This is a genomic window from Aureibacillus halotolerans (genome assembly GCF_004363045.1).
GTDB lineage: Bacteria > Bacillota > Bacilli > Bacillales > DSM-28697 > Aureibacillus > Aureibacillus halotolerans.
Map to the genome: position 1 here is coordinate 197,846 of NZ_SNYJ01000002.1, position 22,489 is coordinate 220,334.

At 43.5% G+C, this 22,489-nt stretch carries 23 protein-coding genes and 1 tRNA gene; 17 read left to right on the forward strand and 7 right to left on the reverse strand.

Features of this window, described 5'->3' with window-relative positions; all coding sequences use genetic code 11:
• Positions 1–2: 2 nt before the first annotated feature.
• Positions 3–803 (forward strand): NAD kinase, encoded by an 801-nt coding sequence (locus tag EV213_RS03120; RefSeq protein WP_243739973.1) that lies wholly within the window; start codon positions 3–5, stop codon positions 801–803.
• Positions 803–1,696 carry an RluA family pseudouridine synthase gene (locus EV213_RS03125; protein WP_133579032.1) on the forward strand — a complete coding sequence of 298 codons (894 nt, stop codon included), beginning with the start codon at positions 803–805 and terminating at the stop codon, positions 1,694–1,696. The genes EV213_RS03120 and EV213_RS03125 overlap by 1 nt, the downstream gene beginning before the upstream one ends.
• Before the next feature lie 131 nt (positions 1,697–1,827).
• Here the strand turns inward: EV213_RS03125 and EV213_RS03130 are convergent, their stop codons facing one another.
• Positions 1,828–3,012, reverse strand: a complete 1,185-nt coding sequence (locus tag EV213_RS03130; RefSeq protein ID WP_133579033.1) for an FtsW/RodA/SpoVE family cell cycle protein — start codon at positions 3,010–3,012, stop codon at positions 1,828–1,830.
• Positions 3,013–3,109: 97 nt separating this feature from the next.
• Between EV213_RS03130 and mgtE the strand changes: the two genes are divergently transcribed.
• The 3 genes from mgtE (at position 3,110) to EV213_RS03145 (ending at position 6,884) form a co-directional block, all read left to right on the forward strand.
• On the forward strand, positions 3,110–4,471 hold the full coding sequence (gene mgtE / locus EV213_RS03135) for a magnesium transporter (RefSeq protein ID WP_133579034.1): 1,362 nt from the start codon (positions 3,110–3,112) through the stop codon (positions 4,469–4,471).
• A 995-nt stretch (positions 4,472–5,466) separates the two neighbouring features.
• Positions 5,467–6,240, forward strand: a complete 774-nt coding sequence (gene fabI, locus EV213_RS03140; RefSeq protein ID WP_133579035.1) for an enoyl-ACP reductase FabI — start codon at positions 5,467–5,469, stop codon at positions 6,238–6,240.
• 185 nt (positions 6,241–6,425) lie between these two features.
• Positions 6,426–6,884: a CotO family spore coat protein gene (locus EV213_RS03145; RefSeq protein ID WP_133579036.1), complete on the forward strand. Its 459-nt coding sequence runs from the start codon at positions 6,426–6,428 to the stop codon at positions 6,882–6,884.
• A gap of 290 nt (positions 6,885–7,174) precedes the next feature.
• Here EV213_RS03145 and EV213_RS03150 read toward each other — a convergent pair whose 3' ends face one another.
• Together EV213_RS03150 and EV213_RS03155 are read right to left on the reverse strand one after the other, a co-directional pair.
• Positions 7,175–7,699: a CotY/CotZ family spore coat protein gene (locus tag EV213_RS03150; RefSeq protein WP_133579037.1), complete on the reverse strand. Its 525-nt coding sequence runs from the start codon at positions 7,697–7,699 to the stop codon at positions 7,175–7,177.
• A 177-nt stretch (positions 7,700–7,876) separates the two neighbouring features.
• On the reverse strand, positions 7,877–8,338 hold the full coding sequence (locus EV213_RS03155) for a CotY/CotZ family spore coat protein (protein ID WP_133579038.1): 462 nt from the start codon (positions 8,336–8,338) through the stop codon (positions 7,877–7,879).
• A 217-nt stretch (positions 8,339–8,555) separates the two neighbouring features.
• On the opposite strand from EV213_RS03155, the gene EV213_RS20640 reads away from it, so the two are divergent.
• Together EV213_RS20640 and EV213_RS03160 are read left to right on the forward strand one after the other, a co-directional pair.
• The gene (locus EV213_RS20640; protein WP_166639141.1) at positions 8,556–8,729 is read left to right on the forward strand and encodes a hypothetical protein; all 174 of its coding nucleotides are present in this window, start codon (positions 8,556–8,558) and stop codon (positions 8,727–8,729) included.
• 1,376 nt (positions 8,730–10,105) lie between these two features.
• Positions 10,106–10,348 (forward strand): hypothetical protein, encoded by a 243-nt coding sequence (locus tag EV213_RS03160; RefSeq protein WP_133579039.1) that lies wholly within the window; start codon positions 10,106–10,108, stop codon positions 10,346–10,348.
• A 10-nt stretch (positions 10,349–10,358) separates the two neighbouring features.
• Here the strand turns inward: EV213_RS03160 and EV213_RS03165 are convergent, their stop codons facing one another.
• Positions 10,359–10,784 (reverse strand): GNAT family N-acetyltransferase, encoded by a 426-nt coding sequence (locus EV213_RS03165; protein WP_133579040.1) that lies wholly within the window; start codon positions 10,782–10,784, stop codon positions 10,359–10,361.
• Positions 10,774–11,307: a YjcG family protein gene (locus EV213_RS03170; protein ID WP_133579041.1), complete on the reverse strand. Its 534-nt coding sequence runs from the start codon at positions 11,305–11,307 to the stop codon at positions 10,774–10,776. The genes EV213_RS03165 and EV213_RS03170 overlap by 11 nt, the downstream gene beginning before the upstream one ends.
• 150 nt (positions 11,308–11,457) lie before the next feature.
• Between EV213_RS03170 and EV213_RS03175 the strand changes: the two genes are divergently transcribed.
• A complete protein-coding gene (locus tag EV213_RS03175) occupies positions 11,458–12,018 on the forward strand; it encodes a phosphatidylglycerophosphatase A family protein (RefSeq protein ID WP_133579042.1) in 561 nt (186 codons plus the stop codon).
• A gap of 154 nt (positions 12,019–12,172) precedes the next feature.
• Here the strand turns inward: EV213_RS03175 and EV213_RS03180 are convergent.
• Positions 12,173–12,244, reverse strand: a tRNA-Val gene (locus tag EV213_RS03180).
• A gap of 353 nt (positions 12,245–12,597) precedes the next feature.
• Here EV213_RS03180 and EV213_RS03185 point away from each other — a divergent pair.
• Positions 12,598–12,924 carry a MerR family transcriptional regulator gene (locus EV213_RS03185; RefSeq protein ID WP_133579043.1) on the forward strand — a complete coding sequence of 109 codons (327 nt, stop codon included), beginning with the start codon at positions 12,598–12,600 and terminating at the stop codon, positions 12,922–12,924.
• A 37-nt stretch (positions 12,925–12,961) separates the two neighbouring features.
• On the opposite strand, the gene EV213_RS20645 is transcribed toward EV213_RS03185, so the two are convergent.
• The gene (locus EV213_RS20645) at positions 12,962–13,207 is read right to left on the reverse strand and encodes a hypothetical protein (protein ID WP_166639142.1); all 246 of its coding nucleotides are present in this window, start codon (positions 13,205–13,207) and stop codon (positions 12,962–12,964) included.
• A gap of 133 nt (positions 13,208–13,340) precedes the next feature.
• Here EV213_RS20645 and EV213_RS03195 point away from each other — a divergent pair, with 133 nt between their 5' ends.
• The 8 genes from EV213_RS03195 to xylA all read left to right on the forward strand — a co-directional run bounded on the left by EV213_RS03195 (position 13,341) and on the right by xylA (position 22,477).
• Positions 13,341–14,252 carry an ROK family protein gene (locus EV213_RS03195; protein WP_133579045.1) on the forward strand — a complete coding sequence of 304 codons (912 nt, stop codon included), beginning with the start codon at positions 13,341–13,343 and terminating at the stop codon, positions 14,250–14,252.
• A gap of 97 nt (positions 14,253–14,349) precedes the next feature.
• A complete protein-coding gene (locus EV213_RS03200; RefSeq protein ID WP_133579046.1) occupies positions 14,350–15,135 on the forward strand; it encodes a type I phosphoribosyltransferase in 786 nt (261 codons plus the stop codon).
• Positions 15,136–15,159: 24 nt separating this feature from the next.
• Positions 15,160–16,245, forward strand: a complete 1,086-nt coding sequence (locus tag EV213_RS03205) for a GntR family transcriptional regulator (RefSeq protein ID WP_133579047.1) — start codon at positions 15,160–15,162, stop codon at positions 16,243–16,245.
• 117 nt (positions 16,246–16,362) lie between these two features.
• Positions 16,363–17,451 (forward strand): Gfo/Idh/MocA family protein, encoded by a 1,089-nt coding sequence (locus EV213_RS03210; protein ID WP_133579048.1) that lies wholly within the window; start codon positions 16,363–16,365, stop codon positions 17,449–17,451.
• Between the two features lie 187 nt (positions 17,452–17,638).
• The gene (locus tag EV213_RS03215; RefSeq protein WP_133579049.1) at positions 17,639–18,619 is read left to right on the forward strand and encodes a Gfo/Idh/MocA family protein; all 981 of its coding nucleotides are present in this window, start codon (positions 17,639–17,641) and stop codon (positions 18,617–18,619) included.
• 3 nt (positions 18,620–18,622) lie between these two features.
• Positions 18,623–19,501, forward strand: a complete 879-nt coding sequence (locus tag EV213_RS03220) for a sugar phosphate isomerase/epimerase family protein (RefSeq protein ID WP_133579050.1) — start codon at positions 18,623–18,625, stop codon at positions 19,499–19,501.
• Positions 19,502–20,153: 652 nt separating this feature from the next.
• Positions 20,154–21,161 carry a LacI family DNA-binding transcriptional regulator gene (locus EV213_RS03225; RefSeq protein ID WP_133579051.1) on the forward strand — a complete coding sequence of 336 codons (1,008 nt, stop codon included), beginning with the start codon at positions 20,154–20,156 and terminating at the stop codon, positions 21,159–21,161.
• A 2-nt stretch (positions 21,162–21,163) separates the two neighbouring features.
• Entirely contained in the window at positions 21,164–22,477 is a 1,314-nt protein-coding gene (gene xylA, locus EV213_RS03230; RefSeq protein WP_133579052.1) for a xylose isomerase, read from the forward strand.
• The last annotated feature ends 12 nt before the right edge of the window (positions 22,478–22,489 follow it).

A 22,489-nucleotide genomic window follows, 5' to 3' on the forward strand; every position in this document is an offset into this window, starting at 1 on the left:
ACATGAACTTTACAATAACTTCAAAAGGCGACGAAACGTCCGATGCTTTATGTGAAAAGATGAAAACCTATCTTATCGATTTTGGGCTAGTGTGGAACGAAGAAAAACCTGAGCTCGTCATTTCTGTAGGTGGAGATGGGACGTTGCTGTCAAACTTCCATCGCTATAGGAACCGACTGTCAACCACTGCTTTTATTGGTGTTCACACAGGACACTTAGGGTTTTATGCGGATTGGACCCCACAAGAGGTGGAAAAGCTCGTCATTGATATCGCCAAAACACCTTTTGATATTGTCGAATACCCATTGCTTGAAGTTATGGTTTCATACATAAATGGTGATTCAGATTCGAGATATTTGGCGTTAAATGAGTGTACAGTGAAAGCCACAGAAGGATCTCTTGTCATGGATGTACTTATTAAAAATGATCATTTTGAGACGTTTCGTGGGGATGGGTTGTGCATCTCAACGCCATCAGGCAGCACGGCTTATAATAAAGCGCTTGGAGGCGCTATTGTTCATCCCTCGCTTGAAGCGATTCAGCTGGCTGAAATGGCGTCGATCAACAATCGCGTGTTCCGAACAGTTGGGTCACCACTCATTTTACCGAAGCACCACACGTGTCTGTTGATTCCGGTGAACGACGTTAATTTTACAGTTACTATTGATCACCTTACCCTTTTGCATAAAGATGTAAAATCAATCCGCTGTAAGGTCGCAAGTGAGAAAGTTCGTTTTGCTCGGTACCGATCTTTCCCATTTTGGTCACGTGTCAAAGAATCTTTTGTAGGGGATAAATCTTAATGGAATACGCACGAACATTTGAATGGCGAATTACAGCAGCAGCTGAAGGAATGAAAATTAAAGACTATCTACAGGAGTCACAGACATTTTCCTCAAGAACGTATCGTGCGGTGAAAAAGGAAGGGCAAATGCTCGTCAATGGGGTATCTAAAAAAGGGTATGATGTGCTAAGCGAGAATGATTCGTTACAAGTCTCCCTTCCTGAAGAAGTGACGGGCTCACATATCGTACCAATGTCGTTTGCTCTTTCGGTATTATATGAAGATGAAGATGTCATAGTCATTGATAAGCCTCCAGGCGTTCCTTCCCTTCCTCCGCAAAGTGGAGACCCTTTGAACATTGCCAGTGCATTGCTGGCTCATTATCAAACGAATGGTGAACGTACAGCTATTCATCTTGTCAACCGTTTGGACCGCGATACGTCTGGTGCGATGATGGCCGCCAAGCATAAGCATGCTCACCACATACTTAGCCAGCAACAACAAGATAAAACGATGAGACGCGCCTATACTGCGATTCTTGAAGGGTGTATCCAACCAGAAGCTGGAACGATTGATCAGCCGATTGGAATGTCGCCAGGGAGCAAAGTCGCTCGTGCTGTCATCGAAGACGGAAAAAAGGCAGTGACGCATTATACGACCGAACGAATAGGTCGTGTTAATAAAAAGAGCCAGGTTCATGTGACGCTCGAAACTGGGAGGACTCATCAAATTCGCGTCCATATGGCGTGGCTAGGTTACCCTGTTATGGGCGACACGCTTTATGGAGCAGAAAGTGCCCACATTGGTCGACAAGCCCTTCATTGCAGACAGATGATGTTTTCTCATCCATTGGATGGGCGTTCGATAGAAATTGATTGTCCACTCCATGAGGATATGGACCTTCTCATTTGATTACATAAAAAGAACTGCCTAGTGTCATGAAAAATGACGAAGGCAGTTCTTTTTTGTGAGATAAGTGGACACCTCAAGCACAAGAAACGAAAAGATCGCTTCTTAGCCTGAGAATATGAGAACGACATGTCTCAATTATCTCTTCCTGAATCAAACATAAATGTTTTGGTGCGTGAGCGGACGTTTAATACGATGCCAATAGCAATCATATACGTCAGTAAGGAACTGCCTCCGTAGCTAATAAATGGCAAAGGAATACCGGTAATCGGTAATACCTGAATGGTCATGCCAATGTTTTGAAACACTTGAAAGCTAATCATGCCAATCACACCGACGCAAAGATAGCTTCCGAAGGGGTCGTGAGATTCAATCGCAATGTGGATCATTCGGTAGATGAGCATAAAGAACAATGAGATCACAATGCTGCCACCAACAAAGCCAAATTGAGATGCAATCACAGAAAAAATAAAGTCAGTATGTGGCTCTGGCACTTCAACGGTCAATTGGTTCAAACCTACGCCATCAAGTCGTCCTGAACCAATGGCGAGAAGAGACTTGACTAAGTGAAAACCTTCGTCACTGGCATAATCGTTTGGGGCAAGCCACCCATAGAAGCGGTTAATCTGATACTCTGCTAGTATGTGCGATCCAAAAAAAACAGGGAACGTAAAATAGATAAAAACAAGCGTAGCAACCCCTAAAACTGCTAATGAGGCAAGTAAGAGAAGCAGACGCCAACGAATACCAGACACAAGAAGCACTGACCCAAGGATGGCTAAAAACACAAGCCCTGTTCCTAGGTCCGGTTGTTCCATAATAAGGATAAAAGGAAGGATCGTTGCCAAACCAAGTTTTGCTAACAGCCAAATGTCATCTTGTATTCGCTTCTCCAATCTTTTACTATGGTGATCGGATACTAATTTTGCAAGTACGATGATGAGAAAAACTTTCATTAGCTCTGATGGTTGAAAACTTCCTCCTGGAACAGAGTACCAGCTTGTGGCGTTGTTGCGAGTTTCGATCACAGAAGCTGGAAAGTTGAGGAAAAGGCCGATGAGCAGAATCATACCAAATCCATAAAGTATCCAACTAAAGTTTCTAAAGCGATCAAAATCAATGAGCATGGTGAAGACAACAGCGATCCCGCCAATGCAATACCAAACGCCTTGCTTCAATGCGAAATGCAGTCCTTTTAATTTTTCGGGCAGAATAATTTCAGATGTTTGTATGGCAACCAAACTCGTGATCGCCAGCAAAAACAAAAGAAAGAGCAATGGTGCATCAAGCTGTTGTAGTGGGGTCTTATCTCTTTCCATAATGATGTGTTCCTTTCAATTCAAATGAATGCCGACCATATTATTCTACAAAACTTATGGCTTTTTGACAAAGGCAGATGCAAGGAGGTACGTAAACATGACAGAGTCCGTTCAAGTGGACCTATTCGTAGAGGAGTTAAATGAGCAGCTCCGCAACGGAACGATCGAATCGTTTCGAAAAAAATATCTTTCTCTTCATTCGTTTGAACAAGCCCAGGTGATGGAACAGCTAGATGATGAAGAGCGATTAGTGTTGTATAGCTTTCTATCTCCCGAGGAAATGGCAATGGTTTTTGAGAATATTGATGAGGACCGCCAGCAAACATATCTTGCGGAAATGCACCCAGTGTATGCGTCAACGATGCTTGGCGATATGTATGTGGATGATGCGGTCGATGTGCTTTCCGAGCTTGAGCCAGCTGAAGTGGCAGGCTATCTAAATCTTATGCCCGAAAAGGCATCGGAGGATATCAAAGAGCTTCTTCATTATGAAGAAAAAACAGCAGGGAGCTTGATGACGACAGAATATGTCGCTGTTCGGGTCGGGCAAACAGTGCTAGAAGCGATGGCGGTGCTTAAACAGAAAGCCCCCGATGCGGAAACCATTTATTATGTGTATGTGCTGAACGACATGCAAAAGCTCCTTGGTGTCCTCTCCTTACGTAGCTTGATCGTAAGCGCGGATGATACATTGGTTGATGACATTTTAAATGCACGTGTGCTTTCAGTAGGCGTTGGAGATGACCAGGAGGACGTAGCTAAACGCTTCAAAGATTACGATTTATTGGCCGTTCCGGTCGTTGATGTTCAACATAGGCTTTTAGGGATTATTACAGTTGATGATATCGTCGATGTGATTGAAGAGGAAGCCTCCGATGATTATGCAAAACTTGCAGCTGCTGGAGATGCGCGAACAGCGGAGCGAAGCTCTTGGGAATCTGCAAAAAAACGACTGCCTTGGCTAGTCATCCTTCTGTTTCTCGGTATGTTAACGGCAACACTCATTGGACAGTTTGAGACCACCTTAGATAAAGTGGCTGTCTTGGCCATTTTTATCCCGATGATTGCAGGGATGGCAGGAAATACAGGCACACAAGCGCTTGCTGTTGCTGTTCGGAAACTAGCAACAGGAGAGGCTGGAGAGGAATCGACAGGCAAGCTTATTGTTCGTGAAGCGGGCACAGGAATTATTACTGGGAGTGTTTGTGGTGTGCTCATTTTTGCAATCGTGTCAATCTGGCAAGGGAATATGGCGTTAGGTCTTCTTGTCGGTTCATCCATTTTCATTACGTTAATAGCCGCTACACTAGCTGGCGCACTCGTCCCACTGTTGATGCATCGTTTAAAGATTGACCCTGCTGTGGCATCTGGTCCATTTATTACGACCATTAATGACCTTCTCAGCATCCTGATCTATTTCGGCGCTGCCCAATTGTTTCTCAGCTATTTGCTTAAATAACTCAACTTTCTCATCTTACATGTGGCAGAAACGCTTAGATATAAATGTGTAAACCTAAAATTCATTGTTTTTTATACAAGCTCGCCATATGCTTGCTTTCACCCTATGGTACAAGCGCAATATCGATTCGAAAAAGCCTTATTGTGTTTCTTTGCAGCATGAGTTTCGCTAGTTGCTGCTTTTGATTTGTTAAAGCTCTTTAAATACGCAGCCATTGCTCACAAAAAATTTGTTGTAATTCCAGCTAATTTCATGTGTTGAAGGATTCTTAGCCTTTGAAATGAAGCTTCATTTCTTTTGGAAGTGTAAGGTAGTGGACGTTGGTATCTTCACTTTACTAAACAAGGCTGGTGTTTTGGCTAAATTTTCTTGTTTGCTAATGCAACACTGTTCAACTCGCTTTTCTATTTTCTCCGTAATATGAGACCGAGACAAAATAAAAACAATTTACGCAGAAACAACCATCAGCGTAGTCAACATACGTAGACTCCTGCGGGAACAGCGCGAGCTGAAGATCCCGCAGGTAAGCCGCTTTTGCTTTCCGAGGAAGCTGAAGCCGTGCCCGCGGAACGCGAAGTATTTTGACGTAGCGTTCTTGAGTTCATTGCACCATAAAGGGCACAGTGGCAACACCGACTCGAGAAGACTCTCGTCGTGATTTCTTTGCAGCATGAGTTTTCGCTAGTGGCGCTTTCACTTGCCTGAATACAAGAGGTCAATCGATCTAAATCACCTTGTTTTCACTCAGGCACAGCCAGCGTTGAAGGTGATTTGCACACTACAAAAGTTGTCTAAGTAAACATCGACAAAATGGTTAGGTGAGCAAAATTACACTAGCGTATGTCACACGTTATACCGACTAGACCACGGATTAAATTCCGTCAAATTCGTAATCATTGCAGATTATTGATTGAATGGCGCATCCAATGTATTATTTTGTACTTTAAATTATGCTATACTATGCCAAGAGAAAGAATAGCTAGGAGGACAAGAGCATGACATTGTCATTAAAAGGACGTACGTACGTTGTAATGGGTGTAGCAAATCAACGAAGCATTGCTTGGGGCATCGCTCGTTCATTGCATGAAGCAGGCGCAAAGCTTGTGTTCACATATGCTACAGAACGTTTAAAGAAAAGCGTTGAGGATTTAGCATTAACGATTGATGAAGCCCCTGTGACTGTGGCATGTGATGTCACAAAGGACGACGAAGTAGAAGCTGCATTTAAAGAAATTCATGAAAAAGCAGGAAAAATTAGTGGGATTGCCCATTGTATTGCATTTGCAAACAAGGATGATCTACGAGGAGCGTTTGTAGACACAACGAGAGATGGTTTTTTACTTGCTCACGACATTAGTGCCTATTCGCTTACGATTGTAGCAAGAGCTGCTAAGCCCTATTTCACAGAAGAGGCAAGCATTGCCACAATGACGTATCTTGGCGGTGAGCGCGTTGTAGCCAATTATAATGTTATGGGTGTCGCCAAGGCTGCTCTTGATGCAAGTGTGAAATATTTGGCAGCTGACCTTGGGAAGGAAGGCATTCGAGTGAATGCCATTTCCGCTGGCCCAATTCGTACGCTTTCAGCAAAAGGGATTGGCGATTTTAATTCCATTCTTAAAGAGATTGAAGAACGCTCTCCGCTTCGTCGGACGGTTACACAAGAAGAGGTTGGCGATGCGGCACTCTTCCTGCTAAGCCCAATGGCAAGAGGGATCACCGGCGAAATATTGCATGTTGATGGTGGGTTTAATATTCTAGGAAGCTAACATAAAAAGGGTTGTTCTAAAGTCAGATACATGACGTTTAGAGCTGCCTTTTTCTTTTGATTTTTTGCTCCAGTTCCAGAGCAATGCTTTATCCTTTTCCATGCAATCATTGAGGATCTACTGGGCACATTCTCTAGGCGAGATGCATACGATAAACCATCGACGAATAGAAAGGTGTGTTCCGTATGCAAACAACTGTTAAAAAGCCTTTATTGTACATTGTCCAGCCTGATTTCCCTATTTCTACTGAAGGGATGCAAGAAAAAGCGAGCTCAAAAACCGGAACGGCAACGTTGCCAACGGAGCAAGACAATGAGCAATCAACAGTAGCGCCAGACCTAAAGACGACGGCAACTACCGGAGAGTCAAAGCCTGATGTAGAAGCAGAAGAAAAGAAACCTTATCAAAAAGAGCGTAGTCGAAAAGGGCAATTCAAGTCATTATCAGGCCAAGAAAAGCTAGAATTTCTCAATCGATTGCCTTCCGTTTCAAAGCCTATGTGTGAAATTACAACGGCAGAAGACACTTTCAAAGGTCATGTATATGCGCTAACCGCTAACGAAGTATCCATCAGGAAGAGTACAGGAGAGGCGAATACAGTTGCTTTAGATTCCATTCTAGATGTGAAAATACTTGGTTTTTAACAGTTTCTAAGTGGCAAAGCTTCTTTCCAGCGTAAGCTGTGGAGAGGCTTTTTTATATTCTTTTAGACAGTTGGTTCATGAGATGGTCTTTTCGCTGATATAAGCCATCGGTTTAAGCGTATGTATATTGCACTTGAAGATGACATTGAACGGAAATACGGGGAGGAACCTCAACGACGTGATTTGGTTTACCCTCGTCAAAGTTATTGAGCTGAACCAATAAAAAAAGAAAGCGAGTGAACATCATCCGATGATCACCGCCTTCTTTCATTGCCTTCATTTCTCACCTTTTATTTACGATGGTGGTGAGATGATGATTCACATGAGCTTGAGCTTTCATCACGGCAATCGTGGTGATGATGACGGCTGCTCAACAAGCGAGGATCGAGGCATTGGATGGCGCAGAAGCAGCTTAAGTCTACCTCGATACAAAAATCTGTTTTCACTAGACGGGTGACGTCACACAGTTCATCCTCGTCAGTAACCGAGATTGGTTCAAAGCGGTCAAACGGACGAAGCAATTGCAGCGTGGCACAGTCTCTGTGAAAATCTCTAATGCGGAAGAATGGCGTTTGGAAGCATGGTCCTTCTTGAAAGCCACCTACGTTTCCAGTGGCAACAAATAAGTTTTTGCCTCCTTTGCCGTACAATACAAAAGGAATCGTGTCTCCTAATGTTTGAACAGGTGAAAGCAAGTTGCTGAAGCAGCTTGACGAGCACTCATCTTCAACGGCGTCTTGTATGTCCTTTATGTTGCGTAAAGCATCAGTTACACAGTTTCCATCAAACCGATCGGTATTGTCTTTGCATCCCATTGATTTACACTCCTTCTCTTTTGAAAACTTCAAGGCGTTTTGCTCACTAACTAGAATATAAACAAGAGGGGAAAATGGTGATTGGATTTTAGAGATTTGTTGAAAATGGGCTTGAAGTAATAAAATCTTGGACAAGAAAAAGGCAGCTCTTAAGCTGCCGAAATGACGATATGCCGATCAACCTATGACTAACTGTGGCGATAGGCATTGAATCGCACAGAAACACTCTAGATCCACTTCTATGCACACATCTGTTTTCTCAAGTGCACACAGATGACGGTCACAAGGTGAGTGTAAGTCATCAATTTGCTCGCCATTCTTTTTAAGCGGTCGAAGCAAAGATAATGTGGCACAGTGTCCCTTTACTTTTTCCACACGGAAAAAGATGGTTGAGAAGCATCTATCCGGACCTACTAGTCCGCCAATATTTCCAAAGGACTTTAATGCATTAAAGTCCCCCTTGCCCAAAAGAATAAAGGGTACTGTGTCTCCGAGTGTAGCTTTAGGGGATAAAAGATTGCAGAAACAGCTGGAAGAGCAATTGTCTTCAACGGCTTCCTGCATGTCGTGGATGGATCTGACCGCATCGACCACACATTGTTTGTGTGATGGACTTTCCATTTTCTTACCACAGCCCATAGTGGTATACACCTCACTTAACGGAATTGACATTTCTGTCTCTATTACACTATGTAAGTTCGGTCATTCTGTGTGGGTGCGGAGATTTGTCAATCCTTTTTGGCTGTATTGAACGACACTTTCTTTGAGACAATGAAAACATAAAAAGCCCACTCGTTTTATAGGTCAAGGGCATACACTACGTAGGAGTCTAGAAAAATGTAGGAGGGGATTAAACGTGTCTGAAGAACATAAAAGGAAGAAGGTCATCTCTGCGGATAAGGTGATCATTAAGGCAGATCAAGTCATTATAGTTGATGAAGGGCGTAAGAATCATCACGACAAAGACATTAATGAGGAATCCAGCGAAAACAAAAAGCATCACCGTCCACAACGTCGTCCGTTTTTTTAATACCTGAAGGACAGTTAGTTTCGCTTAAAAAAAAAAGACTGATGAGAAACATTCGCTTTCTTTGTTGCAAAATCTTGTCTGGTGCTTATTGCCCCTATGGCAACTCTGCGCCAGCCAAGGCTATGCCTAATAAATCTATTTTCATTCAGGATTTGATTTTATTCGATTCTTCATTTGGTTTTGTTATCTTCTTAAGAAAACTTTCGTAGTGCAAAAATCAGCTTCAATGATGGCTGTGCCTGAGTAGAAGCAAGGCGATTGACACCATGTGCATTCAAGAATCTAAAGGTGTCAATGCTCACAATCCTGTATTTTCTAAAAGATCTCTTTTGAATAACTAAGCGGATCTTTACGCTCTAAATAACTAGCGGCAAAGAAATCGCGCCGAAGTCTTTTTGAGTCGATGATGCACTTATGCCCTTTAGAGTGAAAAGAAATCACGATGAGGTACTTTCGAATCGATGTAGCAATGACGACCACTGCGTCAAAATACTTCGCTTTCCGCGGGCACGGCTTCAGCTTCCTCGGAGTCTTGCTTTCCTGCGGGATCTTCAGCTTCGCGCTGTTCCCGCAGGAGTCTACGTATGTTGACTACGCTGATGGTTGTTTCTGCGTAAATTGTTTATAATTTGTCTCGGTCTCGTATAGCAGTGAAAACGGAAAAGCGACTTGTGCCGTATTGTATTAGCAAACAAGAAAAAAGCGCATTGATTTATGCAGAATTATATCACCTGATGTCAGAAGATTATCTGCTTCGCAGGATTAATGCAGCGGTGGATTTTTCTGTTTTTGCAAATTCTTTCCGGTCTGTCGGATGAGAGATTCAGGACGATCAAGTGAACCTTGCGTATAAATGGAACAGATTGAATTTGAGTTAAGTGCAGGCCGATCATGGAACACATGAACGCAGGGATGAAACGATTTCACGTAATGCATACACTGAAGTACATGGGGCATTTCCTATACATGCATACTTGCGTTTGAGGTAAACACCAAACACATGATAAAGCTAATAGAGAAAAAGCAGTCCACCCTCGAATGAGGATAAACTGCTTTCTTCTTACCAAAATCAATTTTTTGCTGCGCAGATACCTTCTTCAACGCTCGCAGATCGCCCGCGGCAAAGAAATCACGACAAGGCCTTATCGAGTCGATGATGCACTTGTGCCCTTAGGGTGAAAGAGAGCGAATGGCAGCTTGTATAAAAACCAATTACAAAATTGATTTCCAGGTTTACCTATCTATATCTAAGTGTGTCTGCCAAATGTAAGGTGCGAAATTTGTCTTCTTAAACCTCTGATCTAGGTACTGGCATGTTTCATAGGTGCCGAAAAGCGGGAATATACTTAGTAAACAAAGGAAGAGGTGGTGAATCAATGTGGATTTCCCCTGTCCCAACCTATCAGTATCAGACGTATGCGGAGCGAATTCTTCCGGAGAAATGGCAGCCAAGGGAGCCGAGAGTGGAACGTGTCACCTTAATGACGAAGTCTATGGATACAGACAGCAATCGTCGTTTTGTTCATAGCAATTCAGACGTCGCCAAGGCAGTGCCATCCTTACAAAATTGGGAACGTGAAGAAACTGGTATAGGCAGGCATTTTGACCAATTCGCTTAACGCTTTTTTCTTACAACTTTTTTAACATCGTCACATGAGGCATGTTTGCTTCCATGAAAGGTTCTGAGACGGCTTCGTAGCCAAGCTTTTCATAAAACGGGAGCGCATGCGATTGCGCATTTAATTGAACCGCACTGAGCTGATTAAGCGTAGCCAATTTTTCAATGGCATGCATAAGATGCTTCCCAATGCCGTAACCTCGATGCGTGCTTAATACGCATAAACGCTCGACTTTGCCCACATTGTTTGTTGTTTCCCTAAAACGAACGGCTCCGACAGCTTGACCTTCCAAATAACAAACTGCGTGAAGAGCGACTGCATCGAACGCATCCATCTCTAGGGACCGAGGCACGTTTTGTTCTTCAATAAATACAAGCTCTCTGACACGGTGTGCATCGTCTCGAATGGAGTCATTTGCCGCCCATTTAACAATCATCGGCACGCAAGCCTTTGCTGGTTAAATGATAGGTTTCCGCAACCGTCCATGAACCGTTCTCAAGCTGGTAACAAAGATGAAAACGATCAATCGTTTCATTATAATCAAAAGAGGTCATTTTCAATCTCTCAAACACATCAAACAGCTCGTCATCTGACATGTCTTGACCTATCGTGATGTGCGGAACAAACGCATAATCCTCATCTCTGTGCAACGTGCCATCATTCAGCTCGTCATGCAAAGCATTGATTTTGTCTGATCTTTCAATTTTAAAATAGACAACATTGTTTACTGGGTGAAATGTGCCTACTCTAGAAACCTTCATTTCAAAAGGCTCGTGTTTGTTTGCCACCTCAGTAATCTGCTTGTGTAGTTGATCAAAATCTTTTTCGTCTAACTCAAATACAGGCTTTAATGTGACGTGTGGTGGGATATGTGAATAACGAGTGTCGTACCTCATCCTGTAAGAATTTGCTTTGTCCTGAAGTGTTTTTGAGGGGAAAGCAACAATGCCGAAGCGCACGATAATTCCTCCTATCCAATCGTTTCTTGCTCCATTATAGCAAATGATGACTAAGAAACGAATGCTGACATACATCTTTAAGAATCTAATCCATAGGCAAAAATAGCCAACGTTGGTATACTCAGATGAGAAAGGGAGGAGATTTTTTTAATGCCAGTCAATAAACGAGTGCATAGCAAGGTTGTCGCGCAGGCGGCGAAGGATCTCTTGATTGAACGAGGCGTCACAATAAAGGATGTTGCGGATATTGTGTATCAGATGCAAGCTCCATACAATGTGAATTTATCGTTTGATGAGTGTATAGAGAGTGTTGAAGCGGTTTTGGAGAAACGTGAAATTCAACACGCATTGCTTGTGGGAATCGAATTAGATAAGCTCGCTGAGAAAAAAATGCTTTCAGAACCACTTCAGTCCATTGTGGAAAGTGATGAAGGGTTATTCGGAGTAGATGAAACGATTGGTTTTGGAGCGGTGTTTGGTTATGGAAGTATTGCCGTGACAACCTACGGCCACCTGGACAAACAGAAAATAGGCATTATTCGGGAGCTTGATACAAAGCAGGAGCATGGGGTCCATACGTTCCTTGATGACTTAGTCGCCAGTGTTGCAGCTAACGCGTCAAGCAGATTGGCCCATCGATTAAGGGATCGGGAGGAAGATTTAGAGGAAGAAGAAATTCAGAAGCGTGATCATGAAGAGCGAATTAGTTAGGTGCCAGACAAAACGCCAACGAACCTCATCTTTGAAAAGAGTGGTCTAATGCCGCATGTCGAAAAGGTGATCAAGAGGTTTGGATGATGCGTTTAGTCGAATTCAAAGCATGCAAAAGAGCACTTTGTTTTTGCAAACAAAGTGCTCTTTCCGATGAGGCGTAAGGGAATTGAACCCCCGACCCCTTGCCTGTCAAGCAAGTGCTCTCCCGCTGAGCTAACGCCTCACGATATAGGAATCAATCTGTCGGGCTCTTCCAGCTAAAGTAGACGATCATGCTGGCGTTGTTTCGACAAGTAATATCATACAATGGAGGGTCCAAAGGTGTCAATACAAAATGCGCATTTTTTACTGATTTGATGGTGGAAATGTCATTTGTGCATGGCATTTGCAGGACAAGCAAATTCATTCAATACTTGCACTTCCCTTATGTTAACTTTTCAACAGTATGACGTTATAATTCATTACATAAATAAGTAGCCGTTTGTTTACATTGTCAGACTTTCTGACAATGTAGTAGCCTTTTTATCAAACTCTTCGTTATACTTACAAAAAGCCTGAGAATGGAGGAATGAGGATTTGGATACAGAGCCTACCTCTTATCGAGATCGAAAAGTGATTTCAATCGGTACCGTGAGTGAACTAACAGGTCTTTCGGAGAGGCAAATCCGCTATTACGAGGAACGGAAGCTCGTATTCCCAGACCGAACAAAGCGAGGGTTTCGTAAGTACTCCTTTGACGATGTGGAACGATTGATGGACATTGCAGACAAGATTGAGGATGGCGTTCAGACTTTTGAAATTCGTCAGGAAATGATTCGTAAGAAAAAAGCCGAAACAAAAGAAAATGTGCGTGAGAACATGTTGAGAGGTCAATTGAACGCCCATTTTAATCTCAGAAAATAAAGGATTGAAAGCTCTGTTGCCTATGCTGCAGGGTTTTTTATGATTTTGTCGGCATCATCGCTTCTAGCATAGCAATCATGAGCCGATCAAGGCGGTCATTCACGACTGTAGGGTCAAGTGTCGAAGTGACTTTATTGTACGTTGCAATTAACGCTTCTGATGGTTCAAAAAAGAGTTGCTCATCATCGGACTCATTGTACAAAACGATAAGTGCATCTAAACCAACGTTTAATGAGTCAATCGCCTTGCTAAGCTGTACCTGTTCCGTTTCGGTTAGCTTCATTGAAAAGAACCCCCTTTTCAAGAAGTGTGCGGAGCAGCTAGCGAAAATATACAAATGAACAATCGATAGATCATTCCTATTTGTTTTGGTAAAATGAATGCAGACTGTATTGCATTTGGGAAGGATGAGAGTGATGAAGGTTGCAGCAGGGATTGACATCGGGGGTACAAAAACAGCGATTGGGCTAGTGAATGAAAACGGTGTATTAATTGGCAAGAAGGTTATTCCAACGGATCTCAGCCTACCACCATACGAGATGATTGATCGCATGGCGGAAGAATTAAAACTGTTGTTACAGCAGTGTAGCATAACAGAAGATGGTTGTGCTGGCATTGGTATTGGTGCACCAGGGCCACTTAATTCGAAAGAAGGATCAGTGACATCGCCGCCAAATTTGCCTTCATGGAAAGGCATTCAAGTCACCAAACAATTGGAGAAACATTTTTCCATACCGATTTCGCTTGAGAACGATGCAAGTGCAGCAACATTAGCTGAAAAATGGGTTGGTGCAGCACAGGATGCGAATGATTTTATTTACATGACGATTTCTACGGGCATTGGTGCCGGAATCTTTGCAAATGGTCAGTTAATTACTGGGAAAAGTGGGAATGCTGGCGACATTGGGCATATGGTGATCGACCCCGCCTACGGTGCCCGTGAAGGCGAGTTGGAAGGTGGATTTGAGTATATAGCCTCTGGAACGGGAATCGCGAGGCATGCTTCAAAGCTTACAGGGGAGACGCTTACGGCGGCTGACGTGTTTGAACGAGCAAGGCAAGGTGATGCTCAGCTTCAAGCGTTTGTAGACACTATTTTTGAAAAAATTGGTGTAGGCTGTGTGTCATTAATTAACACGCTTGATCCTGAGAAAATTGTCATTGGTGGCGGGGTCACAAGAGTGGGTGCTCCTTTATTCGATGCTGTCCAAGCCTTTGTAAACGAACGTGCGCTTGGTCCATCAGGTCGCGAAACAACGATAGTCCCTTCAGGATTGGATCAAGATGCTGGTGTGATTGGGGCAGCTGCGATTGTGTTTTTAAACTGATTTTCCTTGGAAAAATACATAATGTTTGGAGGTGAATCTGCAAGCAACTTAACGAGGGATCTTATGCTTCCCTCGTTCAATGCATTTGCAGACAACCATGACCGATAGCAAACCGACACAAGAACATGCGATTCTTCTTGCTGGATATTTGCCACGAGCGGCAAAAGAGCTCGCAGAACAACTGCGTATAGAATTAAGAGAACGTTCACAATCTACAACCATTCATGCTTTTCCTCATTTGCCAAGCGAAGAATCACTATCTGATCTAATTTCTACACATGGGGAGTCGTCTTGGATCATTATTTATCATCCGGAAACAAAAGCGATGGAGTCCCTACACAACGCTTTTCATACTGTGTCACATAAAGTGATGATGCCGTATCCTTTGTTTTCAGCATTGAACGTGTCGCGAGAGTTGCCAGGTTATGCGGCTGCGCTCCAAGTTATTGTCGATGGGATTGAACGAACAGAGGATACAGCGTCCTCGTTAGTGTTGGACATTCCACGCTTGTTTCTAATTAAAACTCCTGTCACGGCAGCACAGGGTCTTGCTCAGAATGCAGCACTTGTTCTAGGTTGGCCGTATGCGGATAGGGAGAGCATTGAGGAACAAGGCATTGAACCGCTTGTGGAAACGCTTCAGCAGGTGTATAAACAGTCCACATATGCGTTTGTAATCATAGACGTTCAAACAGATGGAGATCAGCTTTTATCCATGATTAAACAAAAAATTGACGTGTCTGAAAGGTACCAGGAAATCGATGAAGCAATGTGCTTCGGCAGTCTTCCAACTCCATTAGAACGCGTTCGGCTCATTGAGATGGCTAAAGCGATTGTTGCTTGGATGTATGAGGAGTGTCAGAAACCGAAGTGGATTGATTGAATTTAGTACAGTGGGGTTTATAAAATGATTAAAGAACCGCTTTATTTACAAATATATAATGATATTTTGACGAAGATAAAAGAAGGCCATTACCAAAAAGGGGATCGTGTGCCTTCGGAGATTGAGCTTGCTGAGGAATTTAATGTGAGCCGCATCACCTCTAAACGTGCCTTAGATTTGCTCGCGCAGCACCAGGTCGTTCATCGAAAACGTGGCAAAGGGTCCTATGTGCTTCATGATGATCATCAGCTGCACGGTTTATATGAACCTCAGGACACAAGACCTGCTCGACGTAGAAAGATTGGGTTGGTCGTTCCTGGGATTGGTGCGACCTATGGATTAGAAACGATGAGACAGGTTGAGAAAGAAGTGCGCAAAAGGGGAGACTTGTTGCTGCTCTTAATGAACGACAATGACGTCGTTGAAGAAGCAAATGCTATTCGAAAAGCAGTTGAAGAGCAGGTGGATGGCCTGTTGATTACGCCTGTGAACGGGCAACATTACAATGAGCAAATTCTGCGCTTAAGCTTGGAGAATTTCCCGATCGTATTTATTGATCGACATTTGCCAGGGCTTCCGATTCCAGGGGTTTATACAGACAATTTTGAGGCGGCAAAGCTGGCCGTAAATTACTTTCTTGATAAAAAAATTGAACGTGTTGCCTATCTAACGCCAGTGACGGATGGGACAGCTTCTCTTGAGATGCGTTTAAAAGGCTTCAAAGCGGCTGTGCAGCAACGGCAGCTTTCGTCAACGCAAACGCCTGTCGTTGAAGGTTCCTTCTATAAAAACCCTCAGCTGTTGTTTTCTGCTTTGGATGGATTGGAAGTGGACGCTTATGTATCAAGCGAAAATGCGGTCGATGAATTGTTAACACAATGGATGAGAGCAAATCAAGTGAAGCTTCCTCATCTTTGTTTTGATTATACGGAGAAATCTGTTCGTTCTGGCAGACCAGCCGTGTCCTATATTCAGCAAGATGAAGTCGCTATGGCACGTAAATCTTCTGAGTTGTTATATCAACTTATTGAAGGAGAGGTTTTAGGGGAATTTCAATATTTATCGCCGTTCAAGCTGATATTAGGGGAATCCACTGGAATGATTGATTAAAAAAGTATAGAAAAATGACCTTGACTTGTTAAATGTTATACCTTATAGTCGAGGTGAAGTTGCTAAGTTTTACAAAAGTTCTGTGAGTACGTTAAAAACGGATCGCGAGGTATTCAGATGACAAAAAAATTAAGAATTGGGATTATTGGAAGCGGTGGCATTGCGGGAGCACATGTGAGGTCGTATAAAAAAATGGACGACGTTGATATTGTCGCAGTCGCAGATGTGATTGAGGGGAAAGCGGAAGAATTTATTGCTCAACACGGTTTGGAAAATGCGAAAGCGTTTACAGGGCATGAAAAGCTACTGGAAGAAGATCTTGACGGCGTAAGCATTTGTACACCTAACATTGCACATTATCAGACAACTATAGACGCCTTGCGTGCAGGGAAACATGTGCTCGTAGAAAAACCGATGAGCGTCACATTAGACCAAGCAGTCGAAATGGCGCAAGTTGAAAAAGAAACTGGCTTAATTTTGACGGTAGGATTCCAGCCTCGTTATGATCCGAACATGAAGGAACTCAAGCGAATTGTTCAGTCAGGTGAGCTTGGGAACGTGTATTATGTACAAACAGGTGGCGGAAGAAGACGTGGGATGCCAGGAGGCACATTCATCCGAAAGGACCTTGCAGGTGCTGGCGCATTAGCAGATATCGGTTGCTATTCATTAGATTTTGCTTTGAATGCAATTGGATATCCAAAGCCGGTCACAGTTTCTGCCTATTCTTCCAATCATTTTGGAACAAATCCGGCGTACCACTCACAAGCAGACCAGTTTGAAGTGGAGGACTTTGGTGTTGCTTTAATTCGTTTCGAGACAGGCCAAGTGTTGAATTTCAAAATTTCTTGGGCGATGCATATGGATAGTCTTGGACCAAGTTTATTCCTTGGTACGAATGCAGGTTTAAAAGTCCTCCCTGCCGGACAAGGTCCATGGAGCGGTGTATGGGATGGCGGCATCGGTTCAATGTCCCTTTTCCATGATACGCTTGGACACCATACAGAATCACCAATTCCAACCATTAACCATGGTCTTGATATTTTTTACGAAAAAGTTCGCGCATTTGCAGTTGCGATTATTGAAGGCACAGAAGCGCCGGTGTCAACAAAAGAAATTGTTCGAAACCAAGCAATTATTGACGGCATTTTACGTTCATCTGAAAAACAACGTGAAGTAGAGATCGAACTGCCCGAAGGAATGTAATCATCCTCTTGAAGAGACGCCACAAGAAGAAGGTCCTGTCCCTGTGTAATAGAATAGGACCTTCTTCGATGAAGAAACAATGGTATAGGACAACTTTGTGTACTTTCATTCAGAATTTTCCAATATAATGAACCGACACTTGGCCATTAAGCCAAGAATTTCGGATTTGAAATGGAGAGATGAGTTCATGACAGTTCGCTTAGGTGTATCAGGGGTTGGAGGCATATCTCATTTGCATTTTAGGCAATTGGCCGACATTGATGAGGTTACTGTTACGGCATTAAGTGACCCGAATGGCGCCAGTATTGCGAAAGCTATCAAACAATTTCCGGAGCTTGACAACGCTCAATGTTATAGCAGCTATGAAGACATGCTACAGACGGAGCAATTGGATGCGATCTTGCTGTGTTCGCCACATACACTCCACTTCTCCCAAGCCATGGCGGCTTTGGACGCAGGGTGCCATGTTCTTATTGAGAAACCAATGACATGTTCATCGGATGAAGCAGCCACACTTTGTAAGCAAGCAAAAGCCGTAGATAAGGTATTGCAAGTGTCATATCAGCGCCACTTTATGCCTATTTTTCAATATGTGAAAGAAGCTTTGACCGATGGAACCATTGGTGAGCTGACGTCTGTAAACGCTTCACTTTATCAGCATTGGATGGTAGGAACGCGAAATAGCTGGAGACAAACACCATCTCTCTCAGGTGGCGGCATGCTGATGGATTCAGGCAGCCATATAATTGATGTTCTTTTGTGGACAACAAATATGACACCTGGTACGATTCGTGCCCATATTAGTCAGCAAGGGTCGCCGGTGGAAATTGATTCGCACATTTCGCTTCAGTTTGAAGAAGGCCCTCTAGCCAACATCGCTGTGATCGGGCATGCTCCGATGTGGGATGAGCGCTTTGTGTTTTGCGGCACAAAAGGGGCAATTATTATCGATAATGACAAACTTACTTTACGTTTTCCTGGAAACGACCCGGTTGTTCCTGAGCTTCCAGAGCAGGTGACCAACCAAGATAAAAGTTTTATAGACGCTATCTTAGGCAAACATGATGTCGTTGTCCCAGGAGAATTTGCGGAGAAAGTGGTTACGCTTACAGAAGCGATTTATCAAGCAGCAGGATACGACCCAACTAACACAAAAGAGAAGGTGTAAAGAATGAATTTTGATATTGGTATGAGAATTTCACCGAACATTCGCGAGCTAGGCTACGAAAAAATGGCTGAGTGGGCAGCGTCTGTTGGTATCGATGTGATTGACCTCCCTGATCTAAATGAGGAGATAAAAGCAGCTTTAGACCAAGCAGGCGTGAAGCCGGGTTCAATTGATGGCAAGTATTTGCTTGGCCCTAGTCCTTTTTTAGGCAGTGATGAAGGAAAAATTTCAGAGGCATTAAAAGAGCTTGATGAATCCTTTGCGCGATTTTCGGCAAACGGTGCATCTGTTATCTTTATGTGCTTGATGCCTCCAAACAATTCGCAGACGCGAAAAGAGAGCTTCGCCCATTTTGAAAACTCGTTTTATAAAGTGACTGAGCTGGCTGAGAAGCATAATGTGTACCTAGCTATGGAAGGGTATCCTGGGTCAGCGCCAGCTTATCCAACTCTAGGGTGTACACCTGAGACGATGCGCGCGATGTTCAAAGCAGCTCCTTCAAAGCATTTTGGTTTGAATTATGATCCTTCCCATTTAGTAAGACTAGGAATTGATCATCTACGAGTGCTCGAGGAGTTTAGTGATCGCATCGTTTATTGTCATGGCAAAGATACCGAACTCCTTCCTGAGGAGCAATATTTGCATGGACATCTTCCGGCTACCTTTGGCTCTTCCTATGATTTCTCTGAAGGTTCTTGGCGCTACACAATTCCTGGTGAAGGGATCATTCAATGGGATCGCATTGCTGTTCGATTAGAAAAAGCGGGTTACAAGCGTGCGGTCAGCATTGAACTTGAAGACCATCGCTATTGGGGAACGCTTGAAAATGAACAGCAAGGAATTGTCAAAGCACGAAATCATCTTGCTCGTTACCTGAAATAAGTTATCATTCTACGGAGACTTTCATGGGTCTCCGTAGAGCTATTGCTAGTGCCCTTTCTACTAATTTAGTTGGTCAAGATCAAAAATGAACCAACAAGGTCTTTCTCATTTGATCCACGCTTTATCATAAAGTAAAAGCGCCTACTAGTGAGACTTCTGCAGAAAAAGAAAACACGACCGCTTCGTCAAAATACTTCGCTTTCTGCGGGGCACGGCTTCAGCTTCCTCGGAAAGCAGACTTTCCGAGGGGATCTTCAGCTCGCGCTAATCCCGCTAGAGTCTACGTATTTTGACTTCGCTGGGGCTTGCTTCTGCACATATTGTTTTTATTGTGTCTCGGTCTCGTATAGCGGGTGAAAAGCCGTGTTGCAACCAAATAGGCAAGTAAGTACATTGTTTCAAGTTAGATCACCTAGTGCCTTTTACACGAAATTACCAAAAGCGGCTACTAGTGAGTGAACAAGCACCACAGTTCTTTAAATGAAATAAGATCTTCGTTACCTGAAAAGGTTCTAGTCCTCTTTGAAAACGCTTGCGCGCAACGGATTTGTCTGATAAAATGCAAATGAATTCTTCTCATATTCAGAAATGTGAACGTTCACAGTCTCCACCATAAAGTTTAGCTGTTGTAGAAAAGGGGGGAGAGCCACGAATGAAGGTCACGGTCAATGATGTGGCCAAAGAAGCTGGTGTATCAAGGACGACCGTATCTCGTGTCGTTACTGGAAGTGGCCCTGTGAGCGAAAACACGAAAAGAAGAGTGCACCAGGCGCTAGAAAGTCTAGGGTATATTCCAAATCTAATTGCACGTGGGTTAAAAACAAGTACCCAGTTTATTGGCGTCATTTCACATGACATGAGAAACCCTTACTTCATCGAGGTGATGGCAGGTATTGAGTCTGTGCTTCGCCAAGCAGGTCGCACGATGGTGCATGTGAATTCTAATGACGATCTTGCCTTAGAGGAACGAAATATTTACCAGCTTCTTTCCACACGTGTTGAAGGCATGTTGCTCCTGAGCAATTTGGCTCAGGAAGGACACCCAATGATCGAAACAGCAAAAAAGCAAGTACCTATTGTCGTCGTAGAAGGGTCCATTCAAGGGGTGCCAGCTGTAAATACAGATAACGCCAAAGGCACACGCCTTGCGTTGGAGCACCTATGGGAGTTAGGCCATCGTGACATTGGATATTGCAGCTTGAACAATGATATTTATGCGTGGCGCTCTCGTTTTAAAGCCTATTGTGAGTTTATGGAGGAACAGCATGCTTACAACGAAGACTATGTCTTTATTGGTGAAGACTATATTGATCAGTTGAGTTACTATCATCATGTGAAACAACTGCCTTCTGCTTTGTTTGCAATGAATGATAGCAATGCACTCAATGTTTACAGCTGGTGTCGCGATAAACAAATTCGCATTCCTGAGGATCTTTCCATTGTGGGCTTTGATGACCTTCCTGTATCTTCTATTATTGATCCCCCGTTGACCACGGTTTCACAGCCTGTCAAAGAAATAGGGGAACTCGCAGCACACACCTTGCTCGCTGTTCTAAACGCAGGACAGGAGAAACCTCAAAAAAACGTACATATTGTCCCAGAATTAAAAGTTAGAGGGTCTGTTAAACGCTTAAATGAACATAATGAATTGGAGGAATAATAATGAGTTATTTTAATCGTCAGCCTATTCAATTTGAAGGTCCTGGTACAAACAATCCTTTTGCATTTCGTCATTATCAACCGGATGCAGTTGTCGGAGGAAAAACGATGGAGGAACAGCTTCGTTTTTCAATGGCATACTGGCACACACTTGTAGCGGACGGTTCAGATCCGTTTGGTAGAGGAAATATGTTACGTCCATGGAATCATTTGCAAGGGCTTGACTTGGCAAAAGCACGCTTGGAAGGCGCCTTTGAGCTGATGGAGATTTTGAATCTTCCCTTCTTTTGCTTTCATGATGTCGACATTGCGCCTGAAGGTGAGACGCTTGCCGATTTCTTTAAAAATGTAGACACGATCGTCGATGAAATGAAAGGCTATATGGCTTCCTCTGGTCGCAAGCTTCTTTGGAATACGGCGAACATGTTCTCTAATCCTCGCTACGTTCACGGAGCTGCAACATCGAACCATGCCGACGTGTTTGCTACTGCTGCGGCACAGGTAAAGAATGGCCTTGATATCGCAAAAGAATTAGGCGCTGAAAACTATGTGTTCTGGGGCGGACGTGAAGGCTACGAGACGTTACTTAACACAAACCTTGAGTTAGAGCAGGACAATTTCGCTCGCTTCCTACACATGGCCTCGGATTATGCAAAGAAGATTGGTTTTGATGGTCAGCTGCTTATTGAACCGAAACCAAAAGAGCCGACGACTCACCAATACGACACAGATGCTGCGACGACCATTTCCTTCTTGCGAAAGTATGACCTGCATAATCGTTTCCGACTTAACCTGGAAGCGAACCACGCAACACTTGCAGGGCACACGTTCGAGCACGAGTTACGTACGGCACGTATTCAAGGCATGCTCGGCTCTGTTGATGCGAATCAGGGAGATACATTAATTGGCTGGGACACCGATGAATTCCCAACCGATATTTATTCAACGACATTAGCGATGTATGAAATTCTGAAAAATGGTGGTCTTGGGAAAGGTGGTTTGAACTTTGATGCCAAGGTTCGTAGAGGCTCCTTCCACGCTGAAGATCTAATTTCAGCACATGTTGCTGGCATGGATACATTTGCTTGGGGCTTGAAAGCTGCTCACGCGTTAATTGAAGAAAAAGTGTTTGAAAACTTGATTGAAGACCGTTATCGCTCCTTCACGACTGGAATCGGAAAAGAGATTGTGGACGGAAAAGCAACCCTCGATTCACTTCACGCTCACGCGTTGACCATTGGTGACATTGAGAATCTATCAGGTGGGCAAGAGTCGTTAAAGGCTAAAATTCAGGACGTCATTTACGCCGTCCGTTAAAAATGGAGGGAT